Genomic DNA, 25,449 nt, shown 5'->3' on the forward strand with positions numbered 1-25,449 from the left:
TATCTGCGGAAAGCGCAGATATAGCTCGGCTTCGGTGTTTTCTGGGGGCCGGGCCCCCAGACCCCAGCCGGGGGCTCCGCCCCCGGACCCCCGGCCCGGCTCGGCGCTTCGCGCCATCGCGGGCCACCCCCAGTGCGGTGCGGAGCGTGTTGATGACCACCCTTGTCGCCAAGGATCTCGCCGCAGGTCACGGTGACCGCGTCCTGTTCTCCGGGCTCGACCTCGTGGTCGCTCCCGGCGACGTGATCGGGCTCGTCGGCGTGAACGGCGCGGGCAAGTCGACGCTGCTCAAGACGCTGGCCGGGCTGATCCCCGCCGAGCAGGGCCGCGTGTCGCTGAATCCGCCGTCCGCCAACGTGGGCCACCTCGCGCAGGAACCGGAGCGACTCGAAGGCGAGACCGTGCGGGAGTTCCTGGCTCGCCGGACCGGTGTCGCAGCAGCTCAGGCCGCGCTGGACGCCGCCACGGAGGCGCTGACCGCCGGAAACGACGAGGGTTACTCCGAGGCGCTCGACCAGTGGCTCGCGTTGGGTGGCGCCGACCTGGAGGAACGGTCGCTGGAGGTCGTCGCCGACCTCGGGCTGACCGTCGGCCTGGACGCGTCGATGACCTCGCTGTCCGGTGGCCAGGCGGCGCGGGCGGGCATGGCGTCGTTGCTGCTCAGCCGCTACGACATCTTTCTGCTGGACGAGCCGACCAACGATCTCGACCTCGACGGCCTGGAGCGGTTGGAGAAGTTCGTCACAGGTCTGCGCGCGGGCACTGTGCTGGTGTCGCACGACCGAGAGTTCCTGGCCCGCACCGTGACGAGCGTGCTGGAGCTCGACCTGCACCAGAACGCCGTGCGCCTCTACGGCGGCGGCTACGAGTCGTACCTCGAAGAGCGGGCACGGGCCCGTCAGCACGCCCGTGACGACTACGAGGAGTTCGCGGACACCAAGGCCGCTCTGGAGGCCCGTGCGCGCATGCAGCGCGCGTGGATGGAGAAGGGCGTGAAGAACGCCCGGCGCAAGGCGACCGACAACGACAAGAACGCCCGCAAGTTCCGTGCCGACGCCACCGAGAAGCAGGCCTCGAAGGCCCGCCAGACCGACCGCATGATCGAACGGCTGGAGGTCGTCGAGGAGCCCCGCAAGGAGTGGGAGCTGCGGATGGAGATCGCCGCGGCACCACGCTCCGGTGCTGTCGTGGCGTCCCTGCGGGCGGCCGTCGTCGAGCGTGGCGGCTTCCGGCTGGGGCCGGTCGACCTGCAGGTCGACTGGGCGGACCGGGTCGCGATCACCGGGGCGAACGGGGCGGGCAAGTCGACGTTGCTGGCGGCGTTGCTCGGACGGGCCGAGCTGGCCTCCGGTTACGCCACGCTCGGCTCCGGCGTCGTGGTCGGCGAGGTGGACCAGGCACGCGGGCTGTTCCTGGGCGATCTGCCGCTGGTGGACGCGTTCCAGGAGGCCGTGCCGGAGATGACGCCCGCCGACGTGCGGACGTTGCTGGCGAAGTTCGGGCTGAAGGCGGCGCACGTGCTGCGACCGGCCGGGTCGTTGTCGCCGGGTGAGCGGACACGGGCCGCGCTCGCGTTGCTGCAGGGCCGCGGAGTGAACCTGCTGGTGCTGGACGAACCGACGAACCACCTGGACCTGCCCGCGATCGAGCAGCTGGAGTCGGCGCTGGAGAACTACCCCGGCACGTTGCTGCTCGTCACGCACGACCGGCGGATGCTCGAAGCGGTGCTGGTGAACCGTCACCTGACCGTTGCGGACGGCCAGGTGACGGTGTCCTGAGCTACTTCAGGTCGATGCGGTAGATCTGGGTGGTGCTGTTGTTGGGGATGGAGTCCTTGTCCCCGTTGGAGGTCGTGAGCCAGAGGTCGCCGTCCGGCGTCTGCTCGACCGTCCTCAAGCGACCGTAGGCGCCCTCGAAGAAGATCTCCGGCTGACCGCCGATCGGGATCCGGTAGAGCCGCTGACCGCGCAACGCCGCCAGGTACAGCACTTCGTCCACAATGGTCAGTCCGCTCGGTGAGGCCTGCGAGACAGGCCACGTGTACTTCGGTGCGACGAAGTCTCCGCACTCGCCGGAGGTGCCCTCGCAGAGTGGCCAGCCGTAGTTGCCGCCCGGCCTGATCAGGTTGATCTCGTCCATGATCGAGTTGCCGAGCTCCGCCTCCCACAGCCGGCCGCGCGAGTCGAACGCGAGACCCTGCACGTTGCGGTGGCCGTAGCTGTAGACGTACTTGCCGGGGAACGGGTTGTCGCGCGGCACGCTGCCGTCCGGGTTGACGCGCAACACCTTGCCGCCCAACGAGTTCAGGTCCTGAGCGTTGGCCGCGACCTGGCCGTCGCCGGTGGCGACGTAGAGCTTGCCGTCCGGGCCGAACCGCAGCCTGCCGCCGTTGTGGAACTTGTTGCGCGGGGCGCCGGTGAGCAGGACCTGGTGCGCGTCCAGCTTTCCGTTGACCAGCTTGAACCTCACGAGCCGGTTGTCGGTCGGGCTGGTGTGGTAGGCGTAGATCCAGCCGTCGGAGTGCTCCAGGCCGAGGAGACCGCCCTCGCCGTCGGTGCTGACGACGTTCGGGACGCGGCCGGCGACGGTCTTCTCACCGTTGGGCGCGATGCGGATGATGTCGCCGGTGTCGCGCTGGGCGTAGAACGCGGTGCCGTCCTTGAGGAATTCCAGGCCCCACGGCACATCCGTGTCGTCGGTGATCTTGGTGACCTCGCCGACGGGGTCGTGGCCCGTGCGGGTGGCGGCCTTGATCGGCGCGGTGAACGCCGAGCTCTTGCCGGAAGTGTCGATCGCCTTGACCGTGAACTCGTACGCCGTGTCCTGCCTCAGGCCCGCGATCGTCGTCTGCAGGCCGGTGGTGGTGCCGACCTGGACGCCGCCGGAGAAGACCGCGTAGCTCGCCACGGCGATGTCGTCGCTCGACGCTCCCCAGGCGAGCGAGACGCTGTTGGCGGTCGCCCTGGTCGCGATCGCGCTGGCGGGCGGGGTCGGCGGCCCGGTGTCGACGACGGCGGCCGGTGTGGTGACGGTGATCGAGTTGCTCGCCTGCGAGATGTTGCCCGCGGCGTCCTTCGCGTTGACGTAGAAGGAGTACGTGGTGTTCGGGGTGAGCCTCGTGATGTTGTTGGACAGCGCCTCGACCGTCTTCACGTACTGGCCGGACTGGTAGATCTCGTAGCTCGCGACGGCCACGTTGTCACTCGCCGCGCCCCACTGCAGGTTCACCGAAGTGGCGGTGAAAGCCTTGACGGACAACGTTCCCGGGGCGCTGGGCGGCGTCGTGTCGACAACACCCGGAGTGCCGTGGACTTCGAATTCCCTGAGCTCGTAAGCGTGGAAGCACGGTGTGGTGAGAGAAACCCGGACCCAGCGTCCGAAACCGGTGAACTCGATGTTGTCGTCGCCGCCGTCACCGTTTTCCGTGGTGTGGACGTCGCGCCAGTAAACGCCTTCCGGGGACGTCTGGACCGCGTACTTCCTGGCGCACAGGGCGCCCCAGCGGAGCACGACCCGGTTGATCGTGGACATCGAGCCGAGGTCGATGGAGATCCACTGGCGGTCGCCGCGTTCGCTGCGCCATGTGGTCCTGCGGTCGAGGTCCGTCGCCTTCGTGGCGACGTGACGGGCGTTGCTCTCGCTCGACGCCGTTGCCGGTCTGCCGAGCGAGAGCAGGACGTCGTCCGCGTGTGCCGGTGGTGCCGCCACCGCCGTGAGCGCCAGTGCGGTGATGACTGTGAGCAGTCTTCTGGCCACGGTGCCTCCCAGATGGATCGGGCGGCGGTGGCGGCGTCAGCCTTTCACAAACGTTTGCAGGGGGCTAGCGGTTGCCCTGGACCCACTGCGTCCACGGGACCTGCCAGTCGCCGAAGCCGTCCCACGCCTCCAGCGGCGGGCCACCGGAGTTCGTGACGATCACCGGGTCACCCTGCTTGCTGTTGTCGAACACCCACTTGGCGTTCTCCGGCGAGAGGTTGAGGCAGCCGTGGCTCACGTTGCGGCGCCCCTGGTCACCGACGGACCACTCGGCCTGGTGGAAGAAGATGCCGCTGTTGGACATCCGGTACGCCCAGCTGACCGGTGTCTTGTAGCCGCCGTTCTCCAGCGCCAGGCCGTACGTGGTCGAGTCCATGATCATGCGGTCGTGCTTCTCCATCAGCACGTACGTGCCGGTGGGCGTGGTGTTGGCCGCGTTGCCCATCGACGTCGGCATCGTGCGGATGACCTGACCGTTCTTCTTGACGGTGACCTGGTGCGTCTGCCCGTCCGCCTCGTAGATCATCTCGTCGCCGACCGTGGTCGTGATCACGCGGTCTTCCTGGCCGTAGATGCCGTCACCGACGGTCTTGCCGTAGACCTTGATGTGCATGGTGATCTTGGTGCCCGGCTTCCAGAACTTCTCGGGACGCCAGTGCACCTCCTTCTTGTTGAACCAGTAGAAGGCGCCCTCGACCTTGGGCTCGGTGGTGATCTCCAGCATCTTCTCGGCCGCGACCTTGTCGGCCACCGGCTCGTCGAAGTAGAAGGCGAGCGGCTGCCCCACACCGATCGTGGTGCCGTCCATCGGGTTGGTCGACACGTACGTCAACGTCCGCGGCTTCACCGTGCTGAAGGACGACTCCTTGGTCTGCGGCTTGCCGTCCTCACCGGTCGCCGTAGCGCTCAGCTTGTAGGTCTTGCCGTACCCGAGGGGCTCGGTGTTGGTCCACTGCGTCGACTCGGGGTTCATCTTCCCCTCGACGAACTTGCCCTCGGGGTTCGTCAGCTTGACCTCGGTCAGCTTGCCGTCCGCCGCCGTGGCGATGACCGGCAGCCCCGGCGCCACGTCCGCCGCGCCGTCGTTCAACGCCAACGTCAACGTGACGGGCTTCGGCGGCGGCGGAGCACTCGACGACGTGCTCGCAGCCCCGTTGGCCCCCTCACTACCCCCCGAACAGCCTGCGATCAGGATCACAGCGACTCCCGCCATGACCACCCCACGACCGCGCCTGCCCCACATCCCCATCGACGCACTTCCGATCTGCTTGTCGCCCACTCCCGAGACTGCCTGCACGAAGCCGTATTGGCGTCCCCCGACTAGGTGACGACATGGTGTACCCGAAAGTTGCGCGAGTGGCCGGATCGTTACGAGCCGGATGACCTCCGGAAGGCGCCTGACCAGCCGATTGGGATCCGATCGTGGCCCTGTGCTAACGTTCTCCACGTCGGAACGGCAAGTGTCCGGCACACAAACAAGCGCCGCTAGCTCAGTTGGTTAGAGCAGCTGACTCTTAATCAGCGGGTCCGGGGTTCGAGTCCCTGGCGGCGTACTCCAGAGAAGCAGGTAGAGATTCGTCTCTACCTGCTTTTCTGCATTCTGCGTACTGATGCTCTTTCTCCGTTTCGTCTGCTGGCTGCCGCAGAGCGTGTGCGTTTCCAGCAGCCGTGCGAGACGATCACCCGGTTCGGCTGAGCGGCGGTGGTTGCGGCCCTGACCGTTCGTTTGCTCGATGTTTCGGCGGGTAGCCAAGCGGCGTGAGCACAGACGAACTCCCTCTGCCCGACTACGACCAGCTCGCTCTGGGAGACCTGAGGCACCGGATCCGCTCGCTCACCGAGGAGGATCTTCGCGCGGTCCTCGGCCACGAGCGTGAGCACGGCAATCGCCTACCGGTGTTGCAGGTGCTCGAGGCAAGACTGGACGAGCTCGCCGGCGGCGCCACTCCCACGGGTGTCGATCAGCGGGGCGCGCCCGGTGCCAGGCAAACGCCGACCGAGCCTTCCGCGTCTCCCGCGCACTCGCCCGACAACCACACCCCGCTGCGTCACGGCGTCTACGGACAGACCCCGGCACGCGGACGCGACTGACGGCTGCGCGCGGCGTTCTCGAGAGCGGGCGGCATCGCAACGTCCGCTCCGGTGAGCGAACCAGCGGTCCAGCCAGGCCGAGGGCCGGAGCCCTCTACCTGACGGACCGTTGGAACAGCACGTAGAGGTAAGCCAGCGAGGGAACCAGGACCAGTGCGCCCGCGCCCAGCGCGACGAGCAGGGCGACGAGGGTGGTGCGGCCGGTCGCGGCCTGGTCGACGGTCAGGGACGGCAACAGCACGTACGGGTACTGCCCCACCGCCCAGCCGACCAGGATCGCGGTGACGGCGAGGGCGGAGACGACCCTGGCGACGGTGTAGCGGCGAGCCAGGAGCAGGGCGAGTGCGCTGACACCGGCGACGACGGACAGCACCACGACGGGCAGGCCGCGTCCGGTCAGTCCGTTGAACAACAGCGGTGCGTCGGCGTGGAGCACAGCAATCCCCGCCAGGCCGACCGCACCCGTCACGGCCGCGGTCACCAAGGCGCGTAGGCGAAACGCGTCGGCCAGGTCGTGCTCGCCGTCGCGGCGGGCGTCGCCGCACAGGAACACCGCCGCCAGGTAGGCGCAGACCAGCACGGCGAGTGTGCCGCCCAGCAGCGAGGTCGGGTTGGCCCAGCTGGCCAGCACGTCACCCTCGGCGATGCCGGGCGGCACCCGGCCGGAGGCCACGCCGCCGACCACGGCGCCGAGGAAGAACGGTGTCAGCAACGAGGACAAGGCGAAGGCCGCGCCGAAGAAGCGGCGCATTCCCGGGGTGCTGACGCTCTTGCGGTAGGCGAAGGCCGCGCCGCGGGCGATCATGCCGAACCCCGCCAGCGTGAGCGGGATGTACAGGGTCGTCACGGCTGCGGCGAAGGCACGGGAGAAGCCGGTCCACAGCACCACCAGCACGAAGATCAGCCAGACGTGGTTGGCCTCCCAGACCGGGCCGATCGAGCGCTCGATCCGGTCGCGCACCCGGTGCCCGCGTTCGGTGCCACCCGCCAGCAGGTCCCACACCCCGCCGCCGAAGTCCGCACCGCCGAACAACGCGTAGGCGACCAGCCCCGCGAACGCCGCTCCCAGCACGACTTCGGCGAGTGTCACCGCTGCTCCTGCGGCACGGGTGTGTCCTGGTCCCGGGCCAGCCTGCGCAGCACCACCACAGTGAAGGCCGTGAGCACGGTGTAGACGCCCACCACCGCTACGAGGCCCCAGCCGAGGCCTGGTGCCGGGCTCACGGCGTCGGCGGTGCGCAGGATGCCGTAGACGACCCACGGCTGCCTGCCGACCTCGGTGGTGATCCAGCCCGCTTCCATTGCGACCACCGCTGCCACACCCGACACCGCGACGGCTCGCAGGAACCACGCGGTGTCCGGCAAACGCCGCCTGCGCCACCACACGAAGCCGTACCAAGCGACGAGTAACAGCAGTGCGGTCCCGATGCCGACCATCGCGTTGTAGGCCAAGTGCACGACGTTGACCGGTGGCCGTTCGTCGGCCGGCACCTCTTCCAGTCCGGGCACCACACCGTCCGGGTCGTGGTGGATCAACAACGACAGCGCGTACGGGATCTCCACGGCGTAGCGCAGTTCGTCGTCCCGGTAGACGCCACCTATCGACAGACCGGCACCGGAGGTCGTCTCGTACTGGGCCTCCATCGCGGCGAGCTTCGCGGGCTGGTTGTCGGCGACCACGTTCGCGATCCAGTCCCCGACCCCGATCTGCGCCGGCGTGGCGAGCGCGGCGACGGTCAGCGGGATGAGCAGCCCGGCCCGGTGGTACCGGTCGCGGCGGCCGCGCAGCATGCCCACCGCGTACACCGAGGCGATCAGGAACCCGGTCACCATGAACGCCGCCAGCCACATGTGCACGAACTGCGCCCATGTCGACGGCCCGAACATGGCCGCCCACGGCCGCGCGTCGACCACACCGCCCTGCTCGTCCAGCCGGAACATCGTCGCGAGCACGCACCCTGTGCTGCGCGCCATGGAGATCAGCGGCCTGGACGCGTACCTCCCGATGAGCCGGTCGATTTCGGAGGCGGTGACCAGCATCGAGCTGGAGTGATCATGAAGATCGCGATGGTGTCTGCCCACGCGAGCCACTACGTCGCCGGGCAACCGGCGGATGGGTGCGCGGCGGAGAGTTTCGGCATGAGCAGGACCGGTCGCCACGAGCACGGGCACCGCGGGCCAGTCGCTGATGCTCAGCGACACGGTGGTGAACACGCTCAGTGCGCTCGTGGTCCCGATGGTGACGTCGCTGAGGTCCACGATCAAGGCTCGGGGTACTTCGACCGCGTGTTTCAGCATGCAGTCCCGGAGCCGGGCGTACGTGGAGCGATCGAGCACTCCCCTCGGCCGGATCACCACGCAGTGGTCGAGCACGTCAGCGTCGAGCGCCAGTTGGTCCCCGATCATCGTTCCGAGTCCGTGGGGATGCCCCGGTGGGGTTGTTCATCCACGCGTTGGCGGACACCACACAGAACGCGCCCACGACGCCCGCGGCCACCATGGGCAGCGCGCTGAGCATGTGCGCCCGCGGCGACAACCGGTTCCAACCGAACAGGTACACGCCGACGAAGATCGCTTCGACGAAGAACGCGAATCCCTCCAGCACGAACGGGAAGCCGAACACCTCACCGAAGCGGCCCATCAACCCCGGCCAGAGGATCCCCATCTCGAACGACAGCAGCGTGCCGGACACCGCACCGGCGGCGAACAGCACGCCCATCGCCTTGGCCCACTTGTGCGCCAAGGCCGTCAGCACTTCGTCTCGGCGACGGTGGCCACGCCACTCGGCGAACACGACGATCGCCGGGAACGCGATGCCGAAGCAGGCGAACACGATGTGCCAGCCCAGCGACAACGCCATCTGCATGCGCGCCGGATACAGGTTTCCGCTCGCGTCAGCCAGGAACTCCAGCACGCCCTCCTCGGATCACCCCTTTTACCCGTGCGGCATACCCGGCGTCGAAGATCTCAACCTCGCGTCATGAGAACCGCCCGGAAGCCATATTCGGACGAACCCCGGGTATTCACCGCCCATCGCGTCTCGCGCCATGAGGGTGGTGCGCCATGTTGCGGATCCGCCGGTTCGTCCGCGCTGCTCGCGAAACTGGACCGGTTGATCAACGAGGGCCGGCACCACCTCGTCCTCGACGTCTCCGGCATCACCTTCTGCGAGTCCTGGACATCACCGGTCTCACGCGCATGTTCGAGCAGTGAGCCGCCGCGGCGCGGACTAGGTCCTGCGGCCGGAGGTGACCAGGACCGCCCACACCGTCTTCCGGTGTTCGATCTCGTCAGCGACACAGCCCCACGTCTTGGCGAGCTGCGCGACCATCCGCAGACCTTTCCCCGCCCGGACGGGGTCGAGTCCGGGATCAGCGAGCACGACCGGAGCAGGGCTGTCGTCGCCGACAGCGACGGTGAGGCGGTCGTGCCGCAGCTCCAGGCGAAGGCGTGCCTTGCGCATGGACCTCCGCTGCTCGTTCATGTGCGGCAGCGGAGCGGTCGAGGCTTTCGCCGAGGCTCTCCCGTGCTTGAGCAGCGTGGCGCTTGGCCTCGGTCAGTGCGGCCTGCCGACAACGCTGGAACCGTCAGATTGCCCGCACCTGCATCGAGTACGTGGGGTGTCGCTGGCTGCAACGCACCACCGCCGGGCTGTTGATGGGCATCGGCGGATCTGGGACGGATGAGACGTTGCTGCGGTTCGCGGCGGCGTTCGAGGACGCGGTACAAGCCCGGCGAGCACCCACCTACGTCCCGACGATGCCCTGACGCTCTGCCGGTTCGCCCAGCTCGGCAGTTGGGTACTTGTGCCGCACTCTGTGGAGCGAGACGCTGTCTACGCCGAGCTGGTGATCGCTGGACGTTCTGGGAGCGAACGACTGCACGATCCCGAGATCGCGAAGCTGCGGCAACACGCTGAGCACCTCGGTGTCGAAGACAGGGTCGTGTTCGTCGGCGCTGTGGCCCACTCGGCAATGGCCGCCTTGGTGCGGTCGGCCGACGCTGTCGTCTGCGCACCGTTGTACGAACCGTCTGGTGCGGTCGCGATCGAGGCCATGGCGTGCGGTGTGCCGGTCGTCGCCACCGCGGTCGGTGCGCTGGCCGATGTCGTCGTGAATGGCGTGACAGGCCTGCTCGTGCCGCCAGGAGAACCGGACAGCCTGTCCCGGGCACTGCGCTCACTCCTGCTGGACGACACGCTGCGCAACGAGTTCGCGGTGGCGGGCCGGGACCGCGTCGCCGCGCGGTACTCCTGGAGCCGCGTGGCCGAGGACGTTCTGCGTGTCTACGCACGGGCTGGTGCGGATTCGTCCGGACGGACGCGCGTTGGCGAGTGTCACGTGGATTCTGCGGGGTAGCCCCGGCGCTGCACGGCACGGGAAGGCGGCATCGGCGAGCCGATCTGCAGTGGCACAACGAAGTTTGCGAACCCGAACACGATCGGTGCCGGATCGAGCGCTGGCCGGCGGTCGACCATCCCAGGCCGGCCGCGGCACTCAGCGCGCCGTTCGCGCCGTTCCTCGGTGGGCGTGCAGCGCATGACCTGACGTGGCAGAGCGAGCACGTGCCGGCGGGTTCCCTTGTCCTGCTGGATCTCCATCGCCAGAACCACGACAGTCGCTTGTGGACGGATCCGTACCGGTTCGATCCGCAGCGGTTCCTCGACCGGGAGATCGGCGCCTGGGATCTCGTTCCCCAGGGCGCCGGTGATCCGCACACCGGCCACCGCTGCCCGGCGAGCCGTTCACCGTCGCATTGCTTGAGCAGGATTCCGGCGCGCCCGCGCTGCGGCTTCCGGCTCATTCCCGCGACGGCACGCCAAACGTGACTCTGCTCTGTGTTTGTCTCCGCTCTGCCGGGCTAAACAGGACGATGAGTGCTGTTGGACAACTGCGATCACTGGCACGCGAAAACGTCGCCGTCGCCGCTCTCACGATCCCGCGCCTGCTGCGCCATTCGGTGTGGCGCGACGTGAATCCTCACGAAGGCGCGGGCCTGGGCGTCGTCCTGGTGCCCGGATTCGGAGCGAGCGACTTCAGCCTCACCTTGGCGACCACCTGGCTGCGTGACCGCGGCTACGTGCCGGTGGGTGCCGGGGTCGGGTTCAACGTGGGCTGTACGTCCGAACTGGTCGACCGCATCGAACAACGCGTGGAGGAACACGCCGCGGCCACCGGTGGCCCGGTCGTGCTGCTGGGACAGAGCCGCGGCGGCGGACTCGCCCGCCTCGCCGCCGCCCGCCGCCCCGACCTGGTGCGTGGCCTGGTGATGCTGGGCAGCCCGGTGCTCGACCCGATGGGCGCCCACCCGCACGTGCTGCTCGCCGCCAGGGCGCTGGCGGGGCTGTCCGCGATCGGCGTGCCCGGTCTGATGGACAACGACTGCCTCTCGGGCACCTGCTTCGAGGACAACGTCGCCGCGGCCACTGCCCCGCTGGAGATGCCCGCGGTGTCGGTGTACTCCAAGTCGGACGGAATCGTGCCGTGGCGGCTGAGCCTCGACCCGTCCGCCGAGTGCGTGGAGGTGCACAGCACCCACACCGGCATGGGACTGGACCCGGACGTGTACCTCGCCCTGCGGCCGCGTCTGGCAGCATGGGCCGCCGAGAGGTTCGACCTGCGCGATGCCGGCTGACGAACAACTTCTCCAGACCGCCGAAGAGGTGTTCGGCTGGACCGAACTGCGCCAGGAGCAGCTGCAGGGCATGCGGCACCTGCTCGACGGCCGCGACGTGCTGGTCGTCATGCCGACCGGCGCCGGGAAGTCGGCCATCTACCAGGTCCCGGCGATCCTGCTCGACGGCCCGACCGTCGTGGTGTCCCCGCTGATCGCACTGCAACGCGACCAGGTCACCTCCCTGCAGGCCGCCGGTGCGCCTGCGGCCGCGGCGATCAACTCCGCGCAGTCGGCCGAGGACAACGAAGCAGCCTGGCAGGCGTTCACCGACGCCAGGACCGAGTACCTCTTCCTGTCCCCCGAACAACTCGCGGGCGCCGGCGCTCTCCAGCGGCTGCACCAGGCGCGGCCGTCGTTGTTCGTCGTGGACGAGGCCCACTGCGTGTCCGCGTGGGGGCACGACTTCCGGCCCGACTACCTGCGGCTGCGACACGTGATCGAGCGGCTGGGCCATCCGCCCGTGCTCGCACTGACCGCCACCGCGAGCGGTCCCGTCCGAGCCGACATCGTCGAACACCTCGGCCTGCGCGACGCGGCCGTGATCGTCGCCGGATTCGACCGGCCCAACCTGCGTCTGGCCGCGCGGTTCTGCACCGACGACGAGGAGCGCAGGCGAACGGTCATCGACTGGGTGGCGGACCACACCGGACCCGGCCTGCTGTACGTGGCCACCCGCAAGGACGCCGAGCGGTACGCCGCGGACCTGGCTGCGCGGGGTGTGGACGCCGCGGCCTTCCACGCCGGGATGAAGGCCGCGGACCGAAGACGGGTGCAGGACGCCTTCATGCGGGGCGACCTCCGCGTCGTCGCGGCCACGTCCGCGTTCGGCATGGGCATCGACAAACCAGACGTGCGGTTCGTCGCACACGCCGCGACACCCGGTTCGCTGGACACGTACTACCAGGAGATCGGCAGAGCGGGCCGCGACGGGGCGCCCGCTGAGGTGATCCTCTTCCACCGTCCGGAAGACCAAGGCCTGCAACGGTTCCTGACCGCCCGGACGCTGGATCGTGAGTGCGTGCACGAGGTTGCCACCGCCGTGCGTCGTCGACGGTCCGGCATCGTGATCACCGACCTTGCGCGGCGCCTGGACCGCTCCCGCAGGAAGGTCACCAGTGTGGTGAACCTGCTGGAGAGCGCGGAAATCGTGCGCACCAGCCACGACCGCGTGCGATATGAGGAAGACGCTCCCCCACCGGCGAAAGCCGTCGCGGCCGCGGCCAGAGAGGCCGAGCGGCAGGAGAATCGGGACCGGTCGCGCGTGGAGGTCATGCACCAGTACGCCGAGACACGTGACTGTCGCAGACGACTCCTGCTCGGCTACTTCGGTCAGGAGCTCGACCAGCCGTGCGGCAACTGCGACAACTGCGACGAGGGCATGCCGGGTGACCGTTCAGAGGTCAGCGAATACCCGCCTGCTTCCGTTGTGCGGCACGAACAATGGGGCCGGGGCACGGTCGTGCATCACGAAGCCGACCGGTTGATGGTGCTGTTCGACGACGTCGGCTACAAGACACTTTCCCTCACCGCCGTGCGCGACACCGGGGTGCTCGGGCCGGGATGACGGGTTGAACATCGCCCGCACGGGAACACCTGCGGTGCCGAAGTTCCACTCGTCGCGAGGTGACCGCACATGTCCGCAGACCAGTACACCCGCCAGGACCCGCGGGAGCAGTACCCGCGCCCCGGTCACCAGGAGGGCCAGGAGCAGCCGCATCCCGGCACTGATAGGCACATGGGTCCTGAGCCCGACCACGGTGAGCGCACCTACCGGGGCAGCAACCGACTGCCCGATGCCAAAGCCGTGATCACCGGTGGTGACTCCGGCATCGGCCGCGCCGCCGCGCTGGCCTTCGCTCGCGAGGGCGCAGACGTGCTGCTCTCGTACCTGGAAGAGGAACAGGCCGACGCCGAGCGCACCGCCGAGCTCGTGCGCGAGGCCGGTCGGCAGGCCGTGCTGGTGCCCGGCGACCTGCGCACCGAAGACGCGTGCCGCGAGCTGGTCAAGCGCGCCGAGGAGGAGTTCGGGCGCATCGATGTCCTGGTGAACAACGCGGCCTACCAGATGGCGCAGAGCGATGGTCTGCTCGGCATCAGCAGCGAGCAGTTCGACCGGGTGTTCAAGACCAACGTCTACGCGATGTTCTGGCTGTGCAAGGCGGCGGTACCGCTCATGCGTCCTGGTTCCACGATCATCAACACGTCGTCGATCCAGGCGTTCATGCCCTCGCCTCCGCTCATGGACTACGCGGCCACCAAGGCAGCCATCGTCAACTTCACCAAATCCCTCTCCGCCGACCTCATCGGCAAGGGCATCAGGGTCAACTCCGTCGCGCCCGGTCCGGTGTGGACACCGCTGATCCCCGCGACGATGCCCGCCGAGAAGGTCGACGACTTCGGTGCGCAGACGCCGATGGGCCGTGCCGCGCAACCGGCGGAGCTGGCGCCTGTCTTCGTCTTCTTCGCCTCACAGGAGTCCAGCTACATCACCGGCGAGGTCCTCGGCGTCACCGGCGGCCAGCTGCTCACGTGACGCGTTCACCCGCCTTTTGGCAGGCAAATCCAACGGACATGCCAGATGACCTGCCCTTCGGGAACACGTTCGAAGGACTGAGCGATCGACATGGCCAAGGTGTTGCGGTCGTCACGCCTGCGCGAGGTGCTTCGCAGATCGTGGCTCGGACATCCGCCGCACCCGCTGATCGTCATCATGCCCATCGGAGCCAGGGTGTGCGCGTCGGCGCTGGACGTCCGGGCGGGCAACGAGAAGGCGACGCGCCGCCTCACCGGCACCGGCCTGGCAGCGACACCACCGACCGTCCTCTTGGGACTCGTGGACTATGACGGGCTGGGGCCGCAGCAGCAACGCGTCGGGGTGGTTGCTGGCAGCGCCCTGCGGAGGCAGCAACGTGCGCCCGTTCGAGGTGCGCCGATCCACCCGCCAGGTCGTTGAGTCACTCCACCTGCACGGCAAGCCCGCGGACGGCGAGCACCGTCGACTCAGGACTCTCCGGCAGCACGAACTCGGCGTCGACCGGCTCGCCGTCCCACCGCAGCGGTTCCCGTGCGGCCAGCCGGATCTCACCGCCTGGCTGAGTGACGGTCGCGGCATCCTGCTCCAGCACGACGGTCCCGCCGTCCTCGGCTCCACCAGCGTCCGGCAGTTCGGCGACCAGCCGGATGGCGGCGCCGTCGCACTCCCCGGTGAAGTCCAGGAGCATCGTCTTGGACCGCAGCGTCACTTCGGCGCCGTCAGCGCGGCAGCGAGTTCGGGACATACTTCAGCCGTACCCGCCTGCGTCAGGATCCAACCCGCGTCACCCACCCCGGTTGTCCACGGCGGAGCTCAATGTCGCGGCCACCTCGTCGAGGTCGCGCTCCGTGATCGACCGTCCTCCGAGGCGTTCCAGCAGCTCCTCTCGCGTGACCACGGGGAGGGCACCGGCCGCCACCTCCTCGCGGTCCGCCACCACGTAGCTGCCCTCCACCAGAACCAGCGCCGCGCCCGGCCGGTCCGACTGGAGCAGTCTTTTCAAGCCGTCAACGGGAACAGGCATGACGATCGCACCTCCTCACTGCCGGTCAGCCGTCGTCGACGTAACGACCTCCGCCGTCCAGACCCGCAACCGGACCGCCGAGCCGGAGCAGCGAGGTGGCGTTGCCGACGAACTGCAGCGAGCCGTCATGGTCAGCCTTGGTCGGGGTCGTCGGAAACCGAGTAGTCCGAGAGACCCACGTTTCCCGTGGGGTTCGGCTCGGGATGCGCCGAACCGGAACCGCTGCGCCCCGGGACGGTGTCGGCGTCGTCCGTCCCCGCCTCCTCCAGCGAGGCGCGGCTCGCTTCGTCGTACTCGTGTTCCGGGTCCTGCCGCTCAGTGCTCATTCCGATCGGCTACCCCGGCACCGCTCCGATGAACGCGCCGTCGGACATCAAAGGCTGAAGACCGAGTGGACGCAGTCGTCCTCCTTCCTCTTGAACAGCTCGTAGCCCCGCGCGCCCTCGCTGAGCGGCATGACGCGCGTCGCCAGGTGGTTGGTCACCAGCTCACCGGACGGGAACTAGTCCGTCCTGAGCCCGGTCGGATCGAGGTCAGCTGTGGTTCAGCCGCACAGCATGGACATCAGCCCCATCAGCGACAGTGGATGTGAAGAACGCGATCGTGTCGTTGCCCGAGATCGTCTCCAGGCCCATGTAGTCCCCGAGGAACAAGCCTCGCGGGACTCCGGGGGCGAAGAACGAGATCGGTGCGGTGTAGTGGTTGAACGGCCCGTGCAGGTGCTGTTCGGGTTCCCAGGTCTGGGTGCCGTTGTGCGAGTGGCGGACCCAGACGTCGGTGGTGGCGATGCCGTCACCGAGCACGTTGTTGCGGTCGTCCCAGTAGGTCAGGGTGACCATGCCGGTGTCCGACACGTCGATCGCGTGGTTGTACGACTGCACGCCGGGCCCGCCGGTGGCGACCACGGTCGGGCCGCTCCAGTGCCTGCCGCCGTCGGTGGACTTCACCAGCACCACCTTGTTCAGCGCGGTGCCGAGACCGTCGGCCCACACGACGTAGATCGCGCCGCTCGTCATGTCGACCGCGATGTCGGGCAGGTAGTCCCCTGCGCGGATCGGGAAGTTGTCGTCCGGCACGACCAGCTGCGCGAACGTGATCGGCGCGATCTTCACCGGGGCCGACCAGTGCAGTCCGGCGTCACGGGAGGTCATCACGCTCATGTAGACGCCGTTGTCGTTGAAGGTTCCACCGGTGAACAGGTTCGCGGCGACGTCGTACAGCGTGCCGTCCGGGCCGACCGCGATCTGGTTGCCCTGCAAGTAGGTGTTCGAGTTGCGCATCGGCACCGGCGTCGACCACGTCAGCCCGCCGTCGGTGGTCCGGGAGAACATCGGCTGTCCGCGGTATGCGAACGAGTGCTGGTCCGCGATCGGGCTTTGCTTGCTGTCGTTGGGGAAACTGCCGCGGATCCACGTGGCGTAGGCGTAGCCGGCGCGGGTCGGGTCACCGGTGATGGAGACCTTGTCGTTGAAGACGAAACGGTCACCGACGTCCTCCTGGATGATCTGCGGCGGCCGCCAGGTTCCGGTCGTGCGGTCGAGGGTCGTGACCGAGATCGCGGACAGGCCGAGCTCGGCCGAATCGATCGGCTGGCCGATGAAGTAGGCGTTGCCCACCTTGTCGTAGCTCACCCACGGGTCGGTGACGCGGCCGAACCGGACCGGGCCGCCCTGGCAGGCGCTCCACGGCACGTCCGGCAGCTTGCTCCACGAGGCGCCGCCGTCGTGGGTGATCCACGAGGACAGGCCGCGCGCGCCGCCGTCGGGCCAGCGGTCCTGCTGGGACGCGCCGATCATCTCGGCAGGGTTGGTCGGGTTGACCGCCACCTGCGGTTCGACCTCGGTGTTGTCGTACGCCGCGGCGAAGTCGGCCGAGGCGCCGAACGGGCAGGCCGTCAGCGTGGACGGGCCGCTGACCACGATGTCGGCACCGACGGCGAAGGGTGCCGCCGACGCTGCGGGCGCCGTGCTGAAGAGAATCAGTGGGACGGCTGCCGCAGCCGCCGTGAGCCGTCTGGTCGCATGCATGGGGGTACCTCCGCATGTCTGCTTTCCCCCTCATGGGTGAATCGCCATGACAGGGCGGACCGTTTCGGCTACAGATCGCACCCGACTGGTGACGCACCGAATACATTCACAGGAAATGCAATGTGAATGAGTTCACCCTGATCGTTATTCCTTCCACCTGGATTTCAGAACGGCGCTCGGGTTGCCTTTGGCCACCGTCGCAAAAGGAGGGCCGAAAATGGCCGTTTTGAGCAGAAAACGGACAATCGTACTCGGCGCTGTGGCCGCACTGGTCGCCGCACTGGTCGCAGTCGGCACGAACCACGAGGTCCAGGAGGTGCTGGGACTCGCGGCCGAGCCCGGTGAAGGACTTCCACATCAGCCACGAGAAATGCTCGAAGCGATGATGGGCGAGTCGCAGGAGGCGGGCGAGGAAGCATTCGAGTACTCCACCGCGGTCGGCCAGTTCGCACAGGCGCGCTCCGCTCCCGGAATCGTCGCACCCGGTGCGTACGGCGCGGCTTTCACCCAGCTGAAAGGTATGTCCGCCACGCCGGGGCAATGGTCGGAGATCACGAAGGTCCCGTACAACAGCGACGACCCCCGCTACCGCGACTACGCGTCGAACTCCAGCGGCGGCGCCGGCAACGTGACCGGACGGATCACCGGCCTTGCCGCCGACAACGCCGGGTACGTCTACGCGGCGGGCGCGAACGGTGGCGTCTGGCGCTCCAGCACCGGTGGTGGCAACTGGACGCCGATCGCCGACCAGCTGCCGAGCCTCTCCACCGGCGACCTGGCCCTGGCCGCCGACGGTTCGCTCTGGTACGCGACCGGTGAGGCCAACACCGGCGCCACGAGCTATGTCGGCTCGGGCGTCTACCGCCTGGCCGACCCGCGGGGCGGCCAGTTCACGCCGGAGATGCGCGTCGGTGGCGCCGAGCTCGAGAGCAGCGTGATCCAGAAGGTCCGCTTCGCCGGCGGCTTGGTGTGGGCGGCGACCAACCGCGGTCTGTTCACCCACGACACCAGCACCGCTTCAGGCGCGTGGCACCTCGAGTACGCCCCGAACCCCGACTACCTGCCCGGCGGCCAGAAGGCGAGCGACCCGAGCGCGGCGTACAAGAACATCGTCAACGACGTCGCCGTGGACCCGCGCAACCCCAAGCACGTGGTCGCTGCGATCGCCTGGCGAGGCGGTGACACCTACAACGGCTTCTACGAGACCGCCGACTACACCGCGGGCGGCTGGAAGAAGGTCAACCCCGGCGGCGCCATTCCGGCGGGCGACATCGGTTTCGCCACGTTCGCGTTCGCCGCGGACGGCTCGAAGCTGTACGCGATCAACCAGTCGCCGACGCTCTACAACAAGGCCGTCGGCACCGTGAACAGCTACCTGGACGGCATCTACGTCTCCAACACCGGTTCCCCGTCCGGGCCGTGGAACAAGATCGCCGACTCCACCAAGCTCGCCAACTCGGGTTCCGCGCTCAAGCAGTCCGTCGGCGGCAAGGGCTACGGACCTGGCATCCAGGCCTGGTACAACCAGTTCCTCGCGGTCGACCCGGCCAACCCCGACCACGTCTACGCGGGCCTCGAGGAGGTCAACGAGACCACCGACGGCGGCGCGAACTGGAAGGTCGTCGGGCCGTACTGGAACTTCAGCTTCGGCTGCTGGAACCCCGATGACAGCAAGAACACCTGCCAGAAGACCACGCACTCCGACCAGCACTCCGTCGCGATCGGGTCCTACCAGGGCAAGCCGTACGTCTTCGTCGGCAACGACGGCGGCCTCTACCGCCGGCCGGTGCAGGGGTCGACCGACCGCGCCGGCCACGCCACGGACTGGCAGAACCTCAACGACGGCACCATCGACGCGCTGCAGTACTACTCGGTGTCGGTCGGCAAGGACTCCTACAACGGCAAGACCGGCGTGGGCGTGAGCGGTGGCCTGCAGGACAACGGCGCCTCGATGCTGCGCGCGGGCGAGACCACCATGGGCTCGCCGTTCGGCGGTGACGGCGGCGACTCCCTCGCCGACCCGGACAACGCGTGCCGGCAGGTGCAGGAGTACGTGAACCTGGCCATGCGCGCCACGCAGAACTGCAACGCCAACACCAACCCGGACTCCTCGGCCTCCACCTCCGTGGACATCCAGCCCTACACGTCGAGCCCCGGCGACGAGCCCGCGCGCTTCATCGCGCCGTTCGCCGCCGACGACCACAACGTGAACAACTGGATCGCGGGCGGGCAGCACATCTGGCTGAACACCAAGGGATTCGACATCAAGAGCGGCAAGGACTGGCAGACCGCGTTCGACCTCGGCGCCGGCCACACCGCCACCGCGGTGAGCCTGTCGCAGGGCGTGGCCTACGTCGGCTGGTGCGGCCCGTGCAACAACCAGGGCTTCACCCGCGGCATCGCGGTCGGCAAGCTCGGTGACGCGAAGAGCTTCCACCAGCTCAGCCTGCCCGCGGACGGCGTGCTGCCCAACCGGTACGTCGCCGGCTTCGGCGTCGACCCGGCCGACCCGAACCACGCGTTCGTCGCGTTCAACGGGTTCAGCCGCCGCTGGACCGAGGGCCCCGGCGCGGGCGTCGGGCACGTCTTCGAGACGACCGACCAGGGCGCCACGTGGAAGGACGTCTCGACGAACCTGCCCGACCTGCCCGGCAACGCGGTGAAGGTGCTTCCCAACGGCGCCCTCGTGCTCGCCACCGACCTGGCCACCTTGTACCGTCCGGCCGGATCGACCCAGTGGCAGCGCTTGGGCGGCGGCCTGCCGACCACCGCGGTGCTCGACGTCGAGTACTCGAAGACCGACAACGCCGTGTACGTCGCGACGCACGGGCGCGGCATCTGGAAGTTCGGCCTGACCTCGTAGTGACGGGTGGGGAGCTTCAGCGGCCGAGTGGTCCGGTGAAGCTCCCCTTCACCTGGGCGGGGTCGGCGCGTCGTGAACCGGCCCGCGTGAAGTCACCACTTGTCGGAGGTGACGATCGCCTTCAGCTGCTCGAGGGTCAGTGGTGGCTGCGCCGCGTAGATCCGGCCGCCCGGCGCGCCGATCGCGGCGCCCCTCGGGTCCTCCTGGTTGCCGACGACCATGAGGACCATCGTCCCGTCGGGCCGCTTGAGGCACGCCAGGTACGACGCCGCGCCGGGAGCCGCCTGCCCGCTCTCAGTCGCCAGCCGGGAGCCGTCGGGCAGTGTGCTGACCACGCAGTTCTCCCCTGGGCGCATGGTGGTCTGCCCGCGGTAGAGGCCACACCACACGCTGGGCTCGGAATCGGTGGAACGCATCATCGTCAGGCTGAAGCTCCCGGTGACGCCCGCCGTGGTCAGAGTCCCGCCGATCAGCGCCGTGGTGGGGTAGTCCGGGTTCACCGTCTGCGGGACGACCACTCCTGACCCCGGTGGCGTGTTGTTCTTCGAGGACGGGGGACCTCCTGACAAGGTGTGCTTGTCGGTCACCTCGAACGTCGCGGTGTCGCCGAGCACCACCCTGAACCGGGCGATCAGCTCATCAGGCGTGGCGGGAACCGGGCTGCGCGCCGTGGTCGTGGACGATGCGATGGTCGGCGGGCCGGCGACTGGCGTACCGGAGTTGCCCGGCACCAGCCACACCGCACCCGCGAACAGGACCGCCACCGCGACGACGGTGGCCGCGACGGGTACCAGCCGCACGGCCCGCCGCGGCCGCACGACCGGGGCCGTGCCCGCGGCCGCGGCGTCGACGCGCCGTTCCAGCTCGGCGAAGGCGTCGTGAAGGGTGCGCAGGTCGCTCATGAGGTCTCCTGGAAGTCGGGGGCGGTGGCGGTGAGGTCGATGCGCAGAACGTGTAGTGCCCGATGGATCTGGCTGCGCACGGTCGGCTCCCGGCACCCCAGCTGTGTGGCGATCTCTCTGTCGGACAGACCCGCGTAGTAGCGCAGGACCACGGCCGCGCGCTGCTTCTTCGGCAGGCTGGCCAGGCGGCCGATCATCGCGTCCCGCTCGGCCCGCTCGTCCGCGCCGTCGGAGATCACCATCGGCTCGACCTCTGCGCGCGGGGACGTGCGGGTCAGCATCCTGCGCCAGGACAGATACTCGTTGACGATCATCCGCCGCACGTAGGCGTTCGGCTCGTCCATTCCCGAGATCCGCTCCCAGCGCTCGAACGCCCGGCCCAGCACGTCGCTCACCAGGTCCTCGGCCAGCCACGTCCGGCAGGTCAGGACCATGGCGAACCGCATCAGCGCGGGACGCTGCCTTGCCACGTACTCAGCAAACTCCACCGGCCACTTCCGATCGGCTCGATCTCGATTTCGCACCCCTAATGGAGAAGTGACCCCTAACGTTGCATTCGGTCTCTTGACCGCTCCGAGAGCCCCCTCGCGGAAGGAGCTCCAGATGCTCAGCTCGTCCACCATCGCCTACGGCGCCGCCCTGTCGGCGGTTCTCGCCGCGGTCCTGGTCGCGCTGCTGGTGCCGCGCCGCCGCATCGGCGTCATCGTGACCGCGGGCCTCGCCGCCGGGCTCGGACCCGCGGCGTGGAACGCGATCCTCAACGCCGTGCACGCCCCGGGTTTCTTCACCGATGCGCCGATCGCGGCGTTCCCGGTGAGCTGGCAGGACGCCGGCAGCGGCGTGTTCGCCGTCGCTGCCGGCGTCCTGTTGCTCGGCCTGGGCCCGCAGGGCAGCGACTCCGGCCGGCGGGTCGCCGTGGTCGCGCTGCTCGCCGGGATCGCGGCCCTGGTGGTCGACGTCTACCTGTACTGACCACCGCGCCGGATCAGAACGAGCCCGGCAGCACGAGCACCGCCCACGCCGCGATCGGTCCGAGGGCGACGATGACGCAGGTGTAGGAGATGACCTGGCGGTAGAAGCGGTTCCGGTCGACGCCGCGGGCGTTGGCGAGGACCAGGGCGCCGTTGGTGGAGAACGGTGAGACGTCCACGATCGTGGTGGAGATGGCCATCGCGGCGACGACTCCCACCACCGGCAGGGAACCGGTGAGCAGCAACGGGATCGCCATCGGGATGGTCGCGGTGAGGATCGCCGTCGACGAGGCGAACGCCGACGTGACGCCGACGATGACGCACAGCACGAGCGCCACGAGCAGCGGGGCTCCCAGGCCGACCGCGCCGTGGGCGACCCAGTCGATGGTGCCGGAGTGCTCCAGCACTCCCACGTAGGTGACCATGCCGGCGACCAGGAGGATCGTCGGCCAGCTGATGCCTTCGACGGCCTTGCCGAGGTTCTCGCGGTCGAGGACGGCGAGCACGGCGCCCGCGGCCAGGGCGAGGAAGCCGATCTGCAGGTGGAAGGCGAGCGCGCCGACCACGAGCACCACCAGCGCCCCGAGCGTGACGCGCTGGCGCCAGGTCACCGCGGCCGTCTTCGGCTTGACGGCGGTCGCGACGCCGCCGCCGGACGGCGCGTCGGAGTTGGTCGTCGCCGTGTCGTCCGGGTGCTCGGCGAAGCTCTCCTCGCCGCGGCGGCGGAGCAGCACGTAGGTGCCGGCGGCGAGCAGCAGGTTGAAGCCCATGCTGGCGAAGAACAACGCGGCGTGGGAGATCGTCAGGCCGGACTTGACCACGATGCCGTAGACGAGCGCGCCGGACACCGCCATCGGGGAGAACGCGCCGGCGTGGGCGCCGCAGATCACCATCATGCCGATCATCAGCGGGCTGATGCGGTAGGTGAAGGCGAAGCTCATGCCGATCGGCACCAGCAGTGCGACGGCCGCGGGGGTGAAGGTCCCCAACGCGGTCAGCGTCGCGGCGACGGCGAACAGCACCCACGGGACGAGGATCGCGCGGCCTCGCACGAGCCGGATTCCGCCCTGTACCAACAGATCGATCGTGCCGTTCAGCTTGGCGACGGAGAACAGGTACGTGACTCCGACGACGGTGATGAACAGCGAGACCGGGAACTCCCCGAAGATCGCTTTGTCGTCGAGGCCGAACACGAACGTGCCGACGATGAACGACGCGACCAGCGCGAGGATCCCGATGTTGATGGGCAGGACGGTGGCAACGACGAACATGCCGCCCAGCACCAGAATCGCGATTACCTGTGATGACATCATTGTCCTCTTCAGCTGTGCGGGTCAGTAGGCCGCAGCGGCGGCCAGTGTCGTGAGAGAGGGCTCCAGCGGCTCGTCGTCGGGGAGAACGAGGGTCGCGTCGCCGATGCGACGCGTGGTCCTGGTGACGCCGATCGCGAGCAGTCCGTCGCGGAGGCCCGCGCGGGTGGTCACGACTCCGGCCGGGGTGTCGAGGCGCAGCACCTCCTGGTCGCCGGCGGTGAAGTCGGACAGGACCGTACCCGGCGTGTGGGCGGCCGCGGTGAGGGCGACGCTGCCGGTGATGGCCAGCGCGGGATGTGTCCGTCCCATGGACAACATGCGGACGGTCACGTCCGAACGCCCCGGCTTTCCGGCGCTCACCAGGGCGAGTTTGGGGGTGGCACGCGCGGCCTCCGCGGGTTCGGCGGCGAGGCCCATGCGGACCGCCGAGAGGCGGCGGATGCGGTCGAGCCGGTCCAGCAGGTCTTCCCTGGCGTCGAGTTCGGCCGGGGACACCTCACCGTCGACACCGACCTCGTCGGCGGGGACGAGGACGACGGGCGCGCCGGCGTCGAGCATCGTGACGCGCACCCCGTCCACCGCGTCGACGGTGTTGCCGGTCGGCAGCAACGCGCCCGTCGTCCGGCCCGCCGGGTCGACGAACCACAACCGCACCCCGAGGCCGGGCTGAGCCACACCGGGAATGCGGTCCGCGCCCTGTTCGGTCACCTGGCCGGACGGCGTCGGCACGTCGACGACGATCAGCTGGCCGGTGTTGGTGTTGTTGATCCGCACCGTGGTGATCTCGCCGGTGGGCACCACCCAGCCGCGTCGCAGCGCGTAGGGGCCGACGACCGCGGAGCAGTTGCCGCAGTTGCTCGTCCAGTCCACCCTGCCGTCGGCGATGCCGATCTGGGCGAACGTGTACTCGACGTCGATGCCCGGCCGATCGCTCCTGGCCAGCACGACGGCCTTGCTGGTGGTGGAGGTCGCGCCGCCGACGCCGTCCACCTGGCGCGGGTCGGGGCTTCCGTAGAGCCGCAACAGCACCTCGTCGACGCTGCGGCCGGGCACCGTGAGCACCTCGCGCTCGAACACCCAGCACTTGCTGGTGCCGCCGCGCATCCACGTCGCCGGTATCTCTCGCACAGTCACTCCTTCACGGGGAATGACGGCAACCGTGACTCTCGTCGAGCTTGAACACCATCACGAGAATCTGAATGCCCGTGAAGTATTGCTTCACGCTCACAAGCCCCAGGCGCGGCTACTCCAGCCCGGAGGACGAACAAAAGTGCAGCTCAGAAGGTTGAAGTTAAACTGCACGGAAGTCATCAGACGGTGAAGTTCCTGCATCGAAATTTTTCGCACGAGGAGTGTCCATGTTGGACGTCCGGCGCCTCGCTCTGCTCGCCGCCGTGGTCGACACGGGTTCCATGACCGCCGCCGCGGAGCAGCTCGGGTACACCGCGTCCGCGGTCTCGCAGCAGCTGCGCCGGCTCGAGGTGGAGGCCGGGCAACCGCTGCTGCACCGGCAGGCCAGGGGTGTGCGCCCGACCGAGGCGGGAGCGCTGCTGGCCGGCCATGCGCGCCACATCCTGCGCAGGCTCAATGCCGCCGAGGCCGACCTCGCCGAGCTCGCCGGTCTGCGCCGCGGCACGATCGCGCTGGGCGTGTTCCCGACCGTCGCGAGCGCCCTGCTCCCCCAGGTCGTCAGCCGGTTCCGCCGCCAGTACCCCGACCTCCGCCTGGACGTGCGCAGCACCCGGTTCGACGAGCTCGTCGAGCTGCTGGAGAACGGCACGGTCGGCATCGCGCTGCTGTGGGACTACGCGTGGAACCGCGTCGACGTGCCCGACATCTCGCTGACGCCGCTGCTGGACGACCCGACCGTGCTCGTCGTCGCCGCCGACCACCGCCTCGCCCGCAAGCGGTTCACCACCATGTCCGAGCTCGCCGGCGAGGAGTGGATCGTCCGCGCCCACGACCACCCGGTGGCCGAGGTGCTCGAACGCAGCTGCCGAGCGGCGGGGTTCACGCCGAAGATCGCCTTCCAGGCCAACGACTACCAGGAGGCGCAGGCGATGGTCAGCGTCGGGCTCGGGGTCGCCCTCGCGCCCAGGACCGCGGTGCGGAACCCGAACCCGGACGTCCGCGTCCTGGCACTCGGCACCGACGTGCCTGCCCGGCGCATCCTGCTGGCGCACCGCCAGGACCGGCTGCGCGCACCCGCCGAACTCGCGATGCACCAGCTCCTGGTGGACGTCGCCCGCGAGTACCAGACGAAACCCTGACCCGCGGCGATCCGGATCCGTAG

At 68.9% G+C, this 25,449-nt stretch carries 26 protein-coding genes and 1 tRNA gene; 13 read left to right on the forward strand and 14 right to left on the reverse strand.

Annotation, left to right across the window (positions count from 1 at the left end; genetic code table 11):
- Positions 1–152: 152 nt before the first annotated feature.
- Positions 153–1,778, forward strand: coding sequence for an ABC-F family ATP-binding cassette domain-containing protein (locus JOD27_RS22005; protein WP_204764149.1), 1,626 nt, complete (start codon positions 153–155; stop codon positions 1,776–1,778).
- 1 nt (position 1,779) lies between these two features.
- Here JOD27_RS22005 and JOD27_RS22010 read toward each other — a convergent pair whose 3' ends face one another.
- Together JOD27_RS22010 and JOD27_RS22015 are read right to left on the reverse strand one after the other, a co-directional pair.
- Complete coding sequence (locus JOD27_RS22010) at positions 1,780–3,756, reverse strand: PQQ-dependent sugar dehydrogenase (RefSeq protein WP_307830260.1); 1,977 nt, start codon at positions 3,754–3,756, stop codon at positions 1,780–1,782.
- Between the two features lie 64 nt (positions 3,757–3,820).
- Positions 3,821–4,954, reverse strand: coding sequence for a L,D-transpeptidase (locus JOD27_RS22015; RefSeq protein WP_307830261.1), 1,134 nt, complete (start codon positions 4,952–4,954; stop codon positions 3,821–3,823).
- A gap of 281 nt (positions 4,955–5,235) precedes the next feature.
- On the opposite strand from JOD27_RS22015, the gene JOD27_RS22020 reads away from it, so the two are divergent.
- Together JOD27_RS22020 and JOD27_RS22025 are read left to right on the forward strand one after the other, a co-directional pair.
- Positions 5,236–5,309: transfer RNA gene (locus JOD27_RS22020), tRNA-Lys, on the forward strand.
- 205 nt (positions 5,310–5,514) lie between these two features.
- Positions 5,515–5,847: a DUF8129 domain-containing protein gene (locus JOD27_RS22025; RefSeq protein ID WP_204764150.1), complete on the forward strand. Its 333-nt coding sequence runs from the start codon at positions 5,515–5,517 to the stop codon at positions 5,845–5,847.
- 94 nt (positions 5,848–5,941) lie between these two features.
- Here the strand turns inward: JOD27_RS22025 and JOD27_RS22030 are convergent, their stop codons facing one another.
- The 4 genes from JOD27_RS22030 to JOD27_RS22045 form a co-directional block, all read right to left on the reverse strand.
- Positions 5,942–6,937, reverse strand: coding sequence for a cytochrome d ubiquinol oxidase subunit II (locus JOD27_RS22030; protein WP_204764151.1), 996 nt, complete (start codon positions 6,935–6,937; stop codon positions 5,942–5,944).
- Positions 6,934–8,253: a cytochrome ubiquinol oxidase subunit I gene (locus tag JOD27_RS22035; RefSeq protein ID WP_204764152.1), complete on the reverse strand. Its 1,320-nt coding sequence runs from the start codon at positions 8,251–8,253 to the stop codon at positions 6,934–6,936. The genes JOD27_RS22030 and JOD27_RS22035 overlap by 4 nt, the downstream gene beginning before the upstream one ends.
- On the reverse strand, positions 8,222–8,761 hold the full coding sequence (locus tag JOD27_RS22040) for a cytochrome ubiquinol oxidase subunit I (protein WP_307830262.1): 540 nt from the start codon (positions 8,759–8,761) through the stop codon (positions 8,222–8,224). Before JOD27_RS22040 ends, JOD27_RS22035 begins: the two co-directional genes overlap by 32 nt.
- 315 nt (positions 8,762–9,076) lie before the next feature.
- Positions 9,077–9,331, reverse strand: a complete 255-nt coding sequence (locus tag JOD27_RS22045; RefSeq protein ID WP_204764613.1) for an ATP-binding protein — start codon at positions 9,329–9,331, stop codon at positions 9,077–9,079.
- Between the two features lie 131 nt (positions 9,332–9,462).
- Here JOD27_RS22045 and JOD27_RS22050 point away from each other — a divergent pair, with 131 nt between their 5' ends.
- The 7 genes from JOD27_RS22050 (at position 9,463) to JOD27_RS22080 (ending at position 14,476) form a co-directional block, all read left to right on the forward strand.
- Positions 9,463–9,615 carry a hypothetical protein gene (locus tag JOD27_RS22050; protein ID WP_204764153.1) on the forward strand — a complete coding sequence of 51 codons (153 nt, stop codon included), beginning with the start codon at positions 9,463–9,465 and terminating at the stop codon, positions 9,613–9,615.
- 50 nt (positions 9,616–9,665) lie between these two features.
- The gene (locus JOD27_RS22055) at positions 9,666–10,205 is read left to right on the forward strand and encodes a glycosyltransferase (protein WP_307830263.1); all 540 of its coding nucleotides are present in this window, start codon (positions 9,666–9,668) and stop codon (positions 10,203–10,205) included.
- Positions 10,206–10,411: 206 nt separating this feature from the next.
- Positions 10,412–10,675 carry a cytochrome P450 gene (locus JOD27_RS47200; protein WP_372441716.1) on the forward strand — a complete coding sequence of 88 codons (264 nt, stop codon included), beginning with the start codon at positions 10,412–10,414 and terminating at the stop codon, positions 10,673–10,675.
- Positions 10,676–10,719: 44 nt separating this feature from the next.
- A complete protein-coding gene (locus tag JOD27_RS22065) occupies positions 10,720–11,481 on the forward strand; it encodes an alpha/beta hydrolase (protein ID WP_204764155.1) in 762 nt (253 codons plus the stop codon).
- Positions 11,471–13,087, forward strand: a complete 1,617-nt coding sequence (locus tag JOD27_RS22070; RefSeq protein ID WP_204764156.1) for a RecQ family ATP-dependent DNA helicase — start codon at positions 11,471–11,473, stop codon at positions 13,085–13,087. Before JOD27_RS22065 ends, JOD27_RS22070 begins: the two co-directional genes overlap by 11 nt.
- A 69-nt stretch (positions 13,088–13,156) precedes the next feature.
- Positions 13,157–14,056 carry an SDR family oxidoreductase gene (locus JOD27_RS22075; protein WP_204764157.1) on the forward strand — a complete coding sequence of 300 codons (900 nt, stop codon included), beginning with the start codon at positions 13,157–13,159 and terminating at the stop codon, positions 14,054–14,056.
- 90 nt (positions 14,057–14,146) lie between these two features.
- Positions 14,147–14,476 (forward strand): DUF2231 domain-containing protein, encoded by a 330-nt coding sequence (locus tag JOD27_RS22080; protein ID WP_204764158.1) that lies wholly within the window; start codon positions 14,147–14,149, stop codon positions 14,474–14,476.
- A gap of 1 nt (position 14,477) precedes the next feature.
- Here JOD27_RS22080 and JOD27_RS22085 read toward each other — a convergent pair whose 3' ends face one another.
- The 4 genes from JOD27_RS22085 to JOD27_RS22100 all read right to left on the reverse strand — a co-directional run bounded on the left by JOD27_RS22085 (position 14,478) and on the right by JOD27_RS22100 (position 17,107).
- Entirely contained in the window at positions 14,478–14,801 is a 324-nt protein-coding gene (locus JOD27_RS22085; protein WP_204764159.1) for a hypothetical protein, read from the reverse strand.
- Between the two features lie 39 nt (positions 14,802–14,840).
- Positions 14,841–15,080, reverse strand: a complete 240-nt coding sequence (locus JOD27_RS22090) for a hypothetical protein (protein WP_204764160.1) — start codon at positions 15,078–15,080, stop codon at positions 14,841–14,843.
- A gap of 131 nt (positions 15,081–15,211) precedes the next feature.
- Entirely contained in the window at positions 15,212–15,406 is a 195-nt protein-coding gene (locus tag JOD27_RS22095; protein WP_204764161.1) for a hypothetical protein, read from the reverse strand.
- Between the two features lie 207 nt (positions 15,407–15,613).
- Positions 15,614–17,107, reverse strand: coding sequence for a sialidase family protein (locus JOD27_RS22100; RefSeq protein WP_204764162.1), 1,494 nt, complete (start codon positions 17,105–17,107; stop codon positions 15,614–15,616).
- A 259-nt stretch (positions 17,108–17,366) separates the two neighbouring features.
- Here JOD27_RS22100 and JOD27_RS22105 point away from each other — a divergent pair, with 259 nt between their 5' ends.
- Positions 17,367–19,970, forward strand: a complete 2,604-nt coding sequence (locus tag JOD27_RS22105) for a WD40/YVTN/BNR-like repeat-containing protein (protein ID WP_204764163.1) — start codon at positions 17,367–17,369, stop codon at positions 19,968–19,970.
- A 92-nt stretch (positions 19,971–20,062) separates the two neighbouring features.
- Here the strand turns inward: JOD27_RS22105 and JOD27_RS22110 are convergent, their stop codons facing one another.
- Both JOD27_RS22110 and JOD27_RS22115 read right to left on the reverse strand, forming a co-directional pair.
- Positions 20,063–20,872: a hypothetical protein gene (locus JOD27_RS22110; RefSeq protein WP_204764164.1), complete on the reverse strand. Its 810-nt coding sequence runs from the start codon at positions 20,870–20,872 to the stop codon at positions 20,063–20,065.
- A complete protein-coding gene (locus JOD27_RS22115; protein ID WP_307830264.1) occupies positions 20,869–21,342 on the reverse strand; it encodes a SigE family RNA polymerase sigma factor in 474 nt (157 codons plus the stop codon). The genes JOD27_RS22110 and JOD27_RS22115 overlap by 4 nt, the downstream gene beginning before the upstream one ends.
- Positions 21,343–21,475: 133 nt before the next feature.
- Between JOD27_RS22115 and JOD27_RS22120 the strand changes: the two genes are divergently transcribed.
- On the forward strand, positions 21,476–21,844 hold the full coding sequence (locus JOD27_RS22120) for a hypothetical protein (protein WP_204764166.1): 369 nt from the start codon (positions 21,476–21,478) through the stop codon (positions 21,842–21,844).
- 13 nt (positions 21,845–21,857) lie between these two features.
- On the opposite strand, the gene JOD27_RS22125 is transcribed toward JOD27_RS22120, so the two are convergent.
- The gene (locus JOD27_RS22125) at positions 21,858–23,153 is read right to left on the reverse strand and encodes an SLC13 family permease (RefSeq protein WP_204764167.1); all 1,296 of its coding nucleotides are present in this window, start codon (positions 23,151–23,153) and stop codon (positions 21,858–21,860) included.
- Positions 23,154–23,177: 24 nt separating this feature from the next.
- Positions 23,178–24,284 (reverse strand): PrpF domain-containing protein, encoded by a 1,107-nt coding sequence (locus JOD27_RS22130; protein WP_204764168.1) that lies wholly within the window; start codon positions 24,282–24,284, stop codon positions 23,178–23,180.
- Between the two features lie 230 nt (positions 24,285–24,514).
- Here JOD27_RS22130 and JOD27_RS22135 point away from each other — a divergent pair, with 230 nt between their 5' ends.
- On the forward strand, positions 24,515–25,426 hold the full coding sequence (locus JOD27_RS22135) for a LysR family transcriptional regulator (protein WP_204764169.1): 912 nt from the start codon (positions 24,515–24,517) through the stop codon (positions 25,424–25,426).
- Positions 25,427–25,449: the final 23 nt, after the last annotated feature.

This window comes from Lentzea nigeriaca, assembly GCF_016907955.1.
Classification (GTDB): Bacteria; Actinomycetota; Actinomycetes; order Mycobacteriales; family Pseudonocardiaceae; genus Lentzea; species Lentzea nigeriaca.

Excerpts from the sequence above, each read along its gene's own strand:
- JOD27_RS22005 (WP_204764149.1), top strand. The coding sequence starts at position 153 with ATGACCACCCTTGTCGCCAAGGATCTCGCCGCAGGTCACGGTGACCGC.
- JOD27_RS22035 (WP_204764152.1), bottom strand. The coding sequence starts at position 8,253 with ATGATCGGGGACCAACTGGCGCTCGACGCTGACGTGCTCGACCACTGC.
- JOD27_RS22045 (WP_204764613.1), bottom strand. The coding sequence starts at position 9,331 with ATGAACGAGCAGCGGAGGTCCATGCGCAAGGCACGCCTTCGCCTGGAG.
- JOD27_RS22065 (WP_204764155.1), top strand. The coding sequence starts at position 10,720 with ATGAGTGCTGTTGGACAACTGCGATCACTGGCACGCGAAAACGTCGCC.
- JOD27_RS22070 (WP_204764156.1), top strand. The coding sequence starts at position 11,471 with ATGCCGGCTGACGAACAACTTCTCCAGACCGCCGAAGAGGTGTTCGGC.
- JOD27_RS22075 (WP_204764157.1), top strand. The coding sequence starts at position 13,157 with ATGTCCGCAGACCAGTACACCCGCCAGGACCCGCGGGAGCAGTACCCG.
- JOD27_RS22080 (WP_204764158.1), top strand. The coding sequence starts at position 14,147 with ATGGCCAAGGTGTTGCGGTCGTCACGCCTGCGCGAGGTGCTTCGCAGA.
- JOD27_RS22085 (WP_204764159.1), bottom strand. The coding sequence starts at position 14,801 with ATGTCCCGAACTCGCTGCCGCGCTGACGGCGCCGAAGTGACGCTGCGG.
- JOD27_RS22090 (WP_204764160.1), bottom strand. The coding sequence starts at position 15,080 with ATGCCTGTTCCCGTTGACGGCTTGAAAAGACTGCTCCAGTCGGACCGG.
- JOD27_RS22095 (WP_204764161.1), bottom strand. The coding sequence starts at position 15,406 with ATGAGCACTGAGCGGCAGGACCCGGAACACGAGTACGACGAAGCGAGC.
- JOD27_RS22100 (WP_204764162.1), bottom strand. The coding sequence starts at position 17,107 with ATGCATGCGACCAGACGGCTCACGGCGGCTGCGGCAGCCGTCCCACTG.
- JOD27_RS22110 (WP_204764164.1), bottom strand. The coding sequence starts at position 20,872 with ATGAGCGACCTGCGCACCCTTCACGACGCCTTCGCCGAGCTGGAACGG.
- JOD27_RS22120 (WP_204764166.1), top strand. The coding sequence starts at position 21,476 with ATGCTCAGCTCGTCCACCATCGCCTACGGCGCCGCCCTGTCGGCGGTT.
- JOD27_RS22125 (WP_204764167.1), bottom strand. The coding sequence starts at position 23,153 with ATGTCATCACAGGTAATCGCGATTCTGGTGCTGGGCGGCATGTTCGTC.
- JOD27_RS22135 (WP_204764169.1), top strand. The coding sequence starts at position 24,515 with ATGTTGGACGTCCGGCGCCTCGCTCTGCTCGCCGCCGTGGTCGACACG.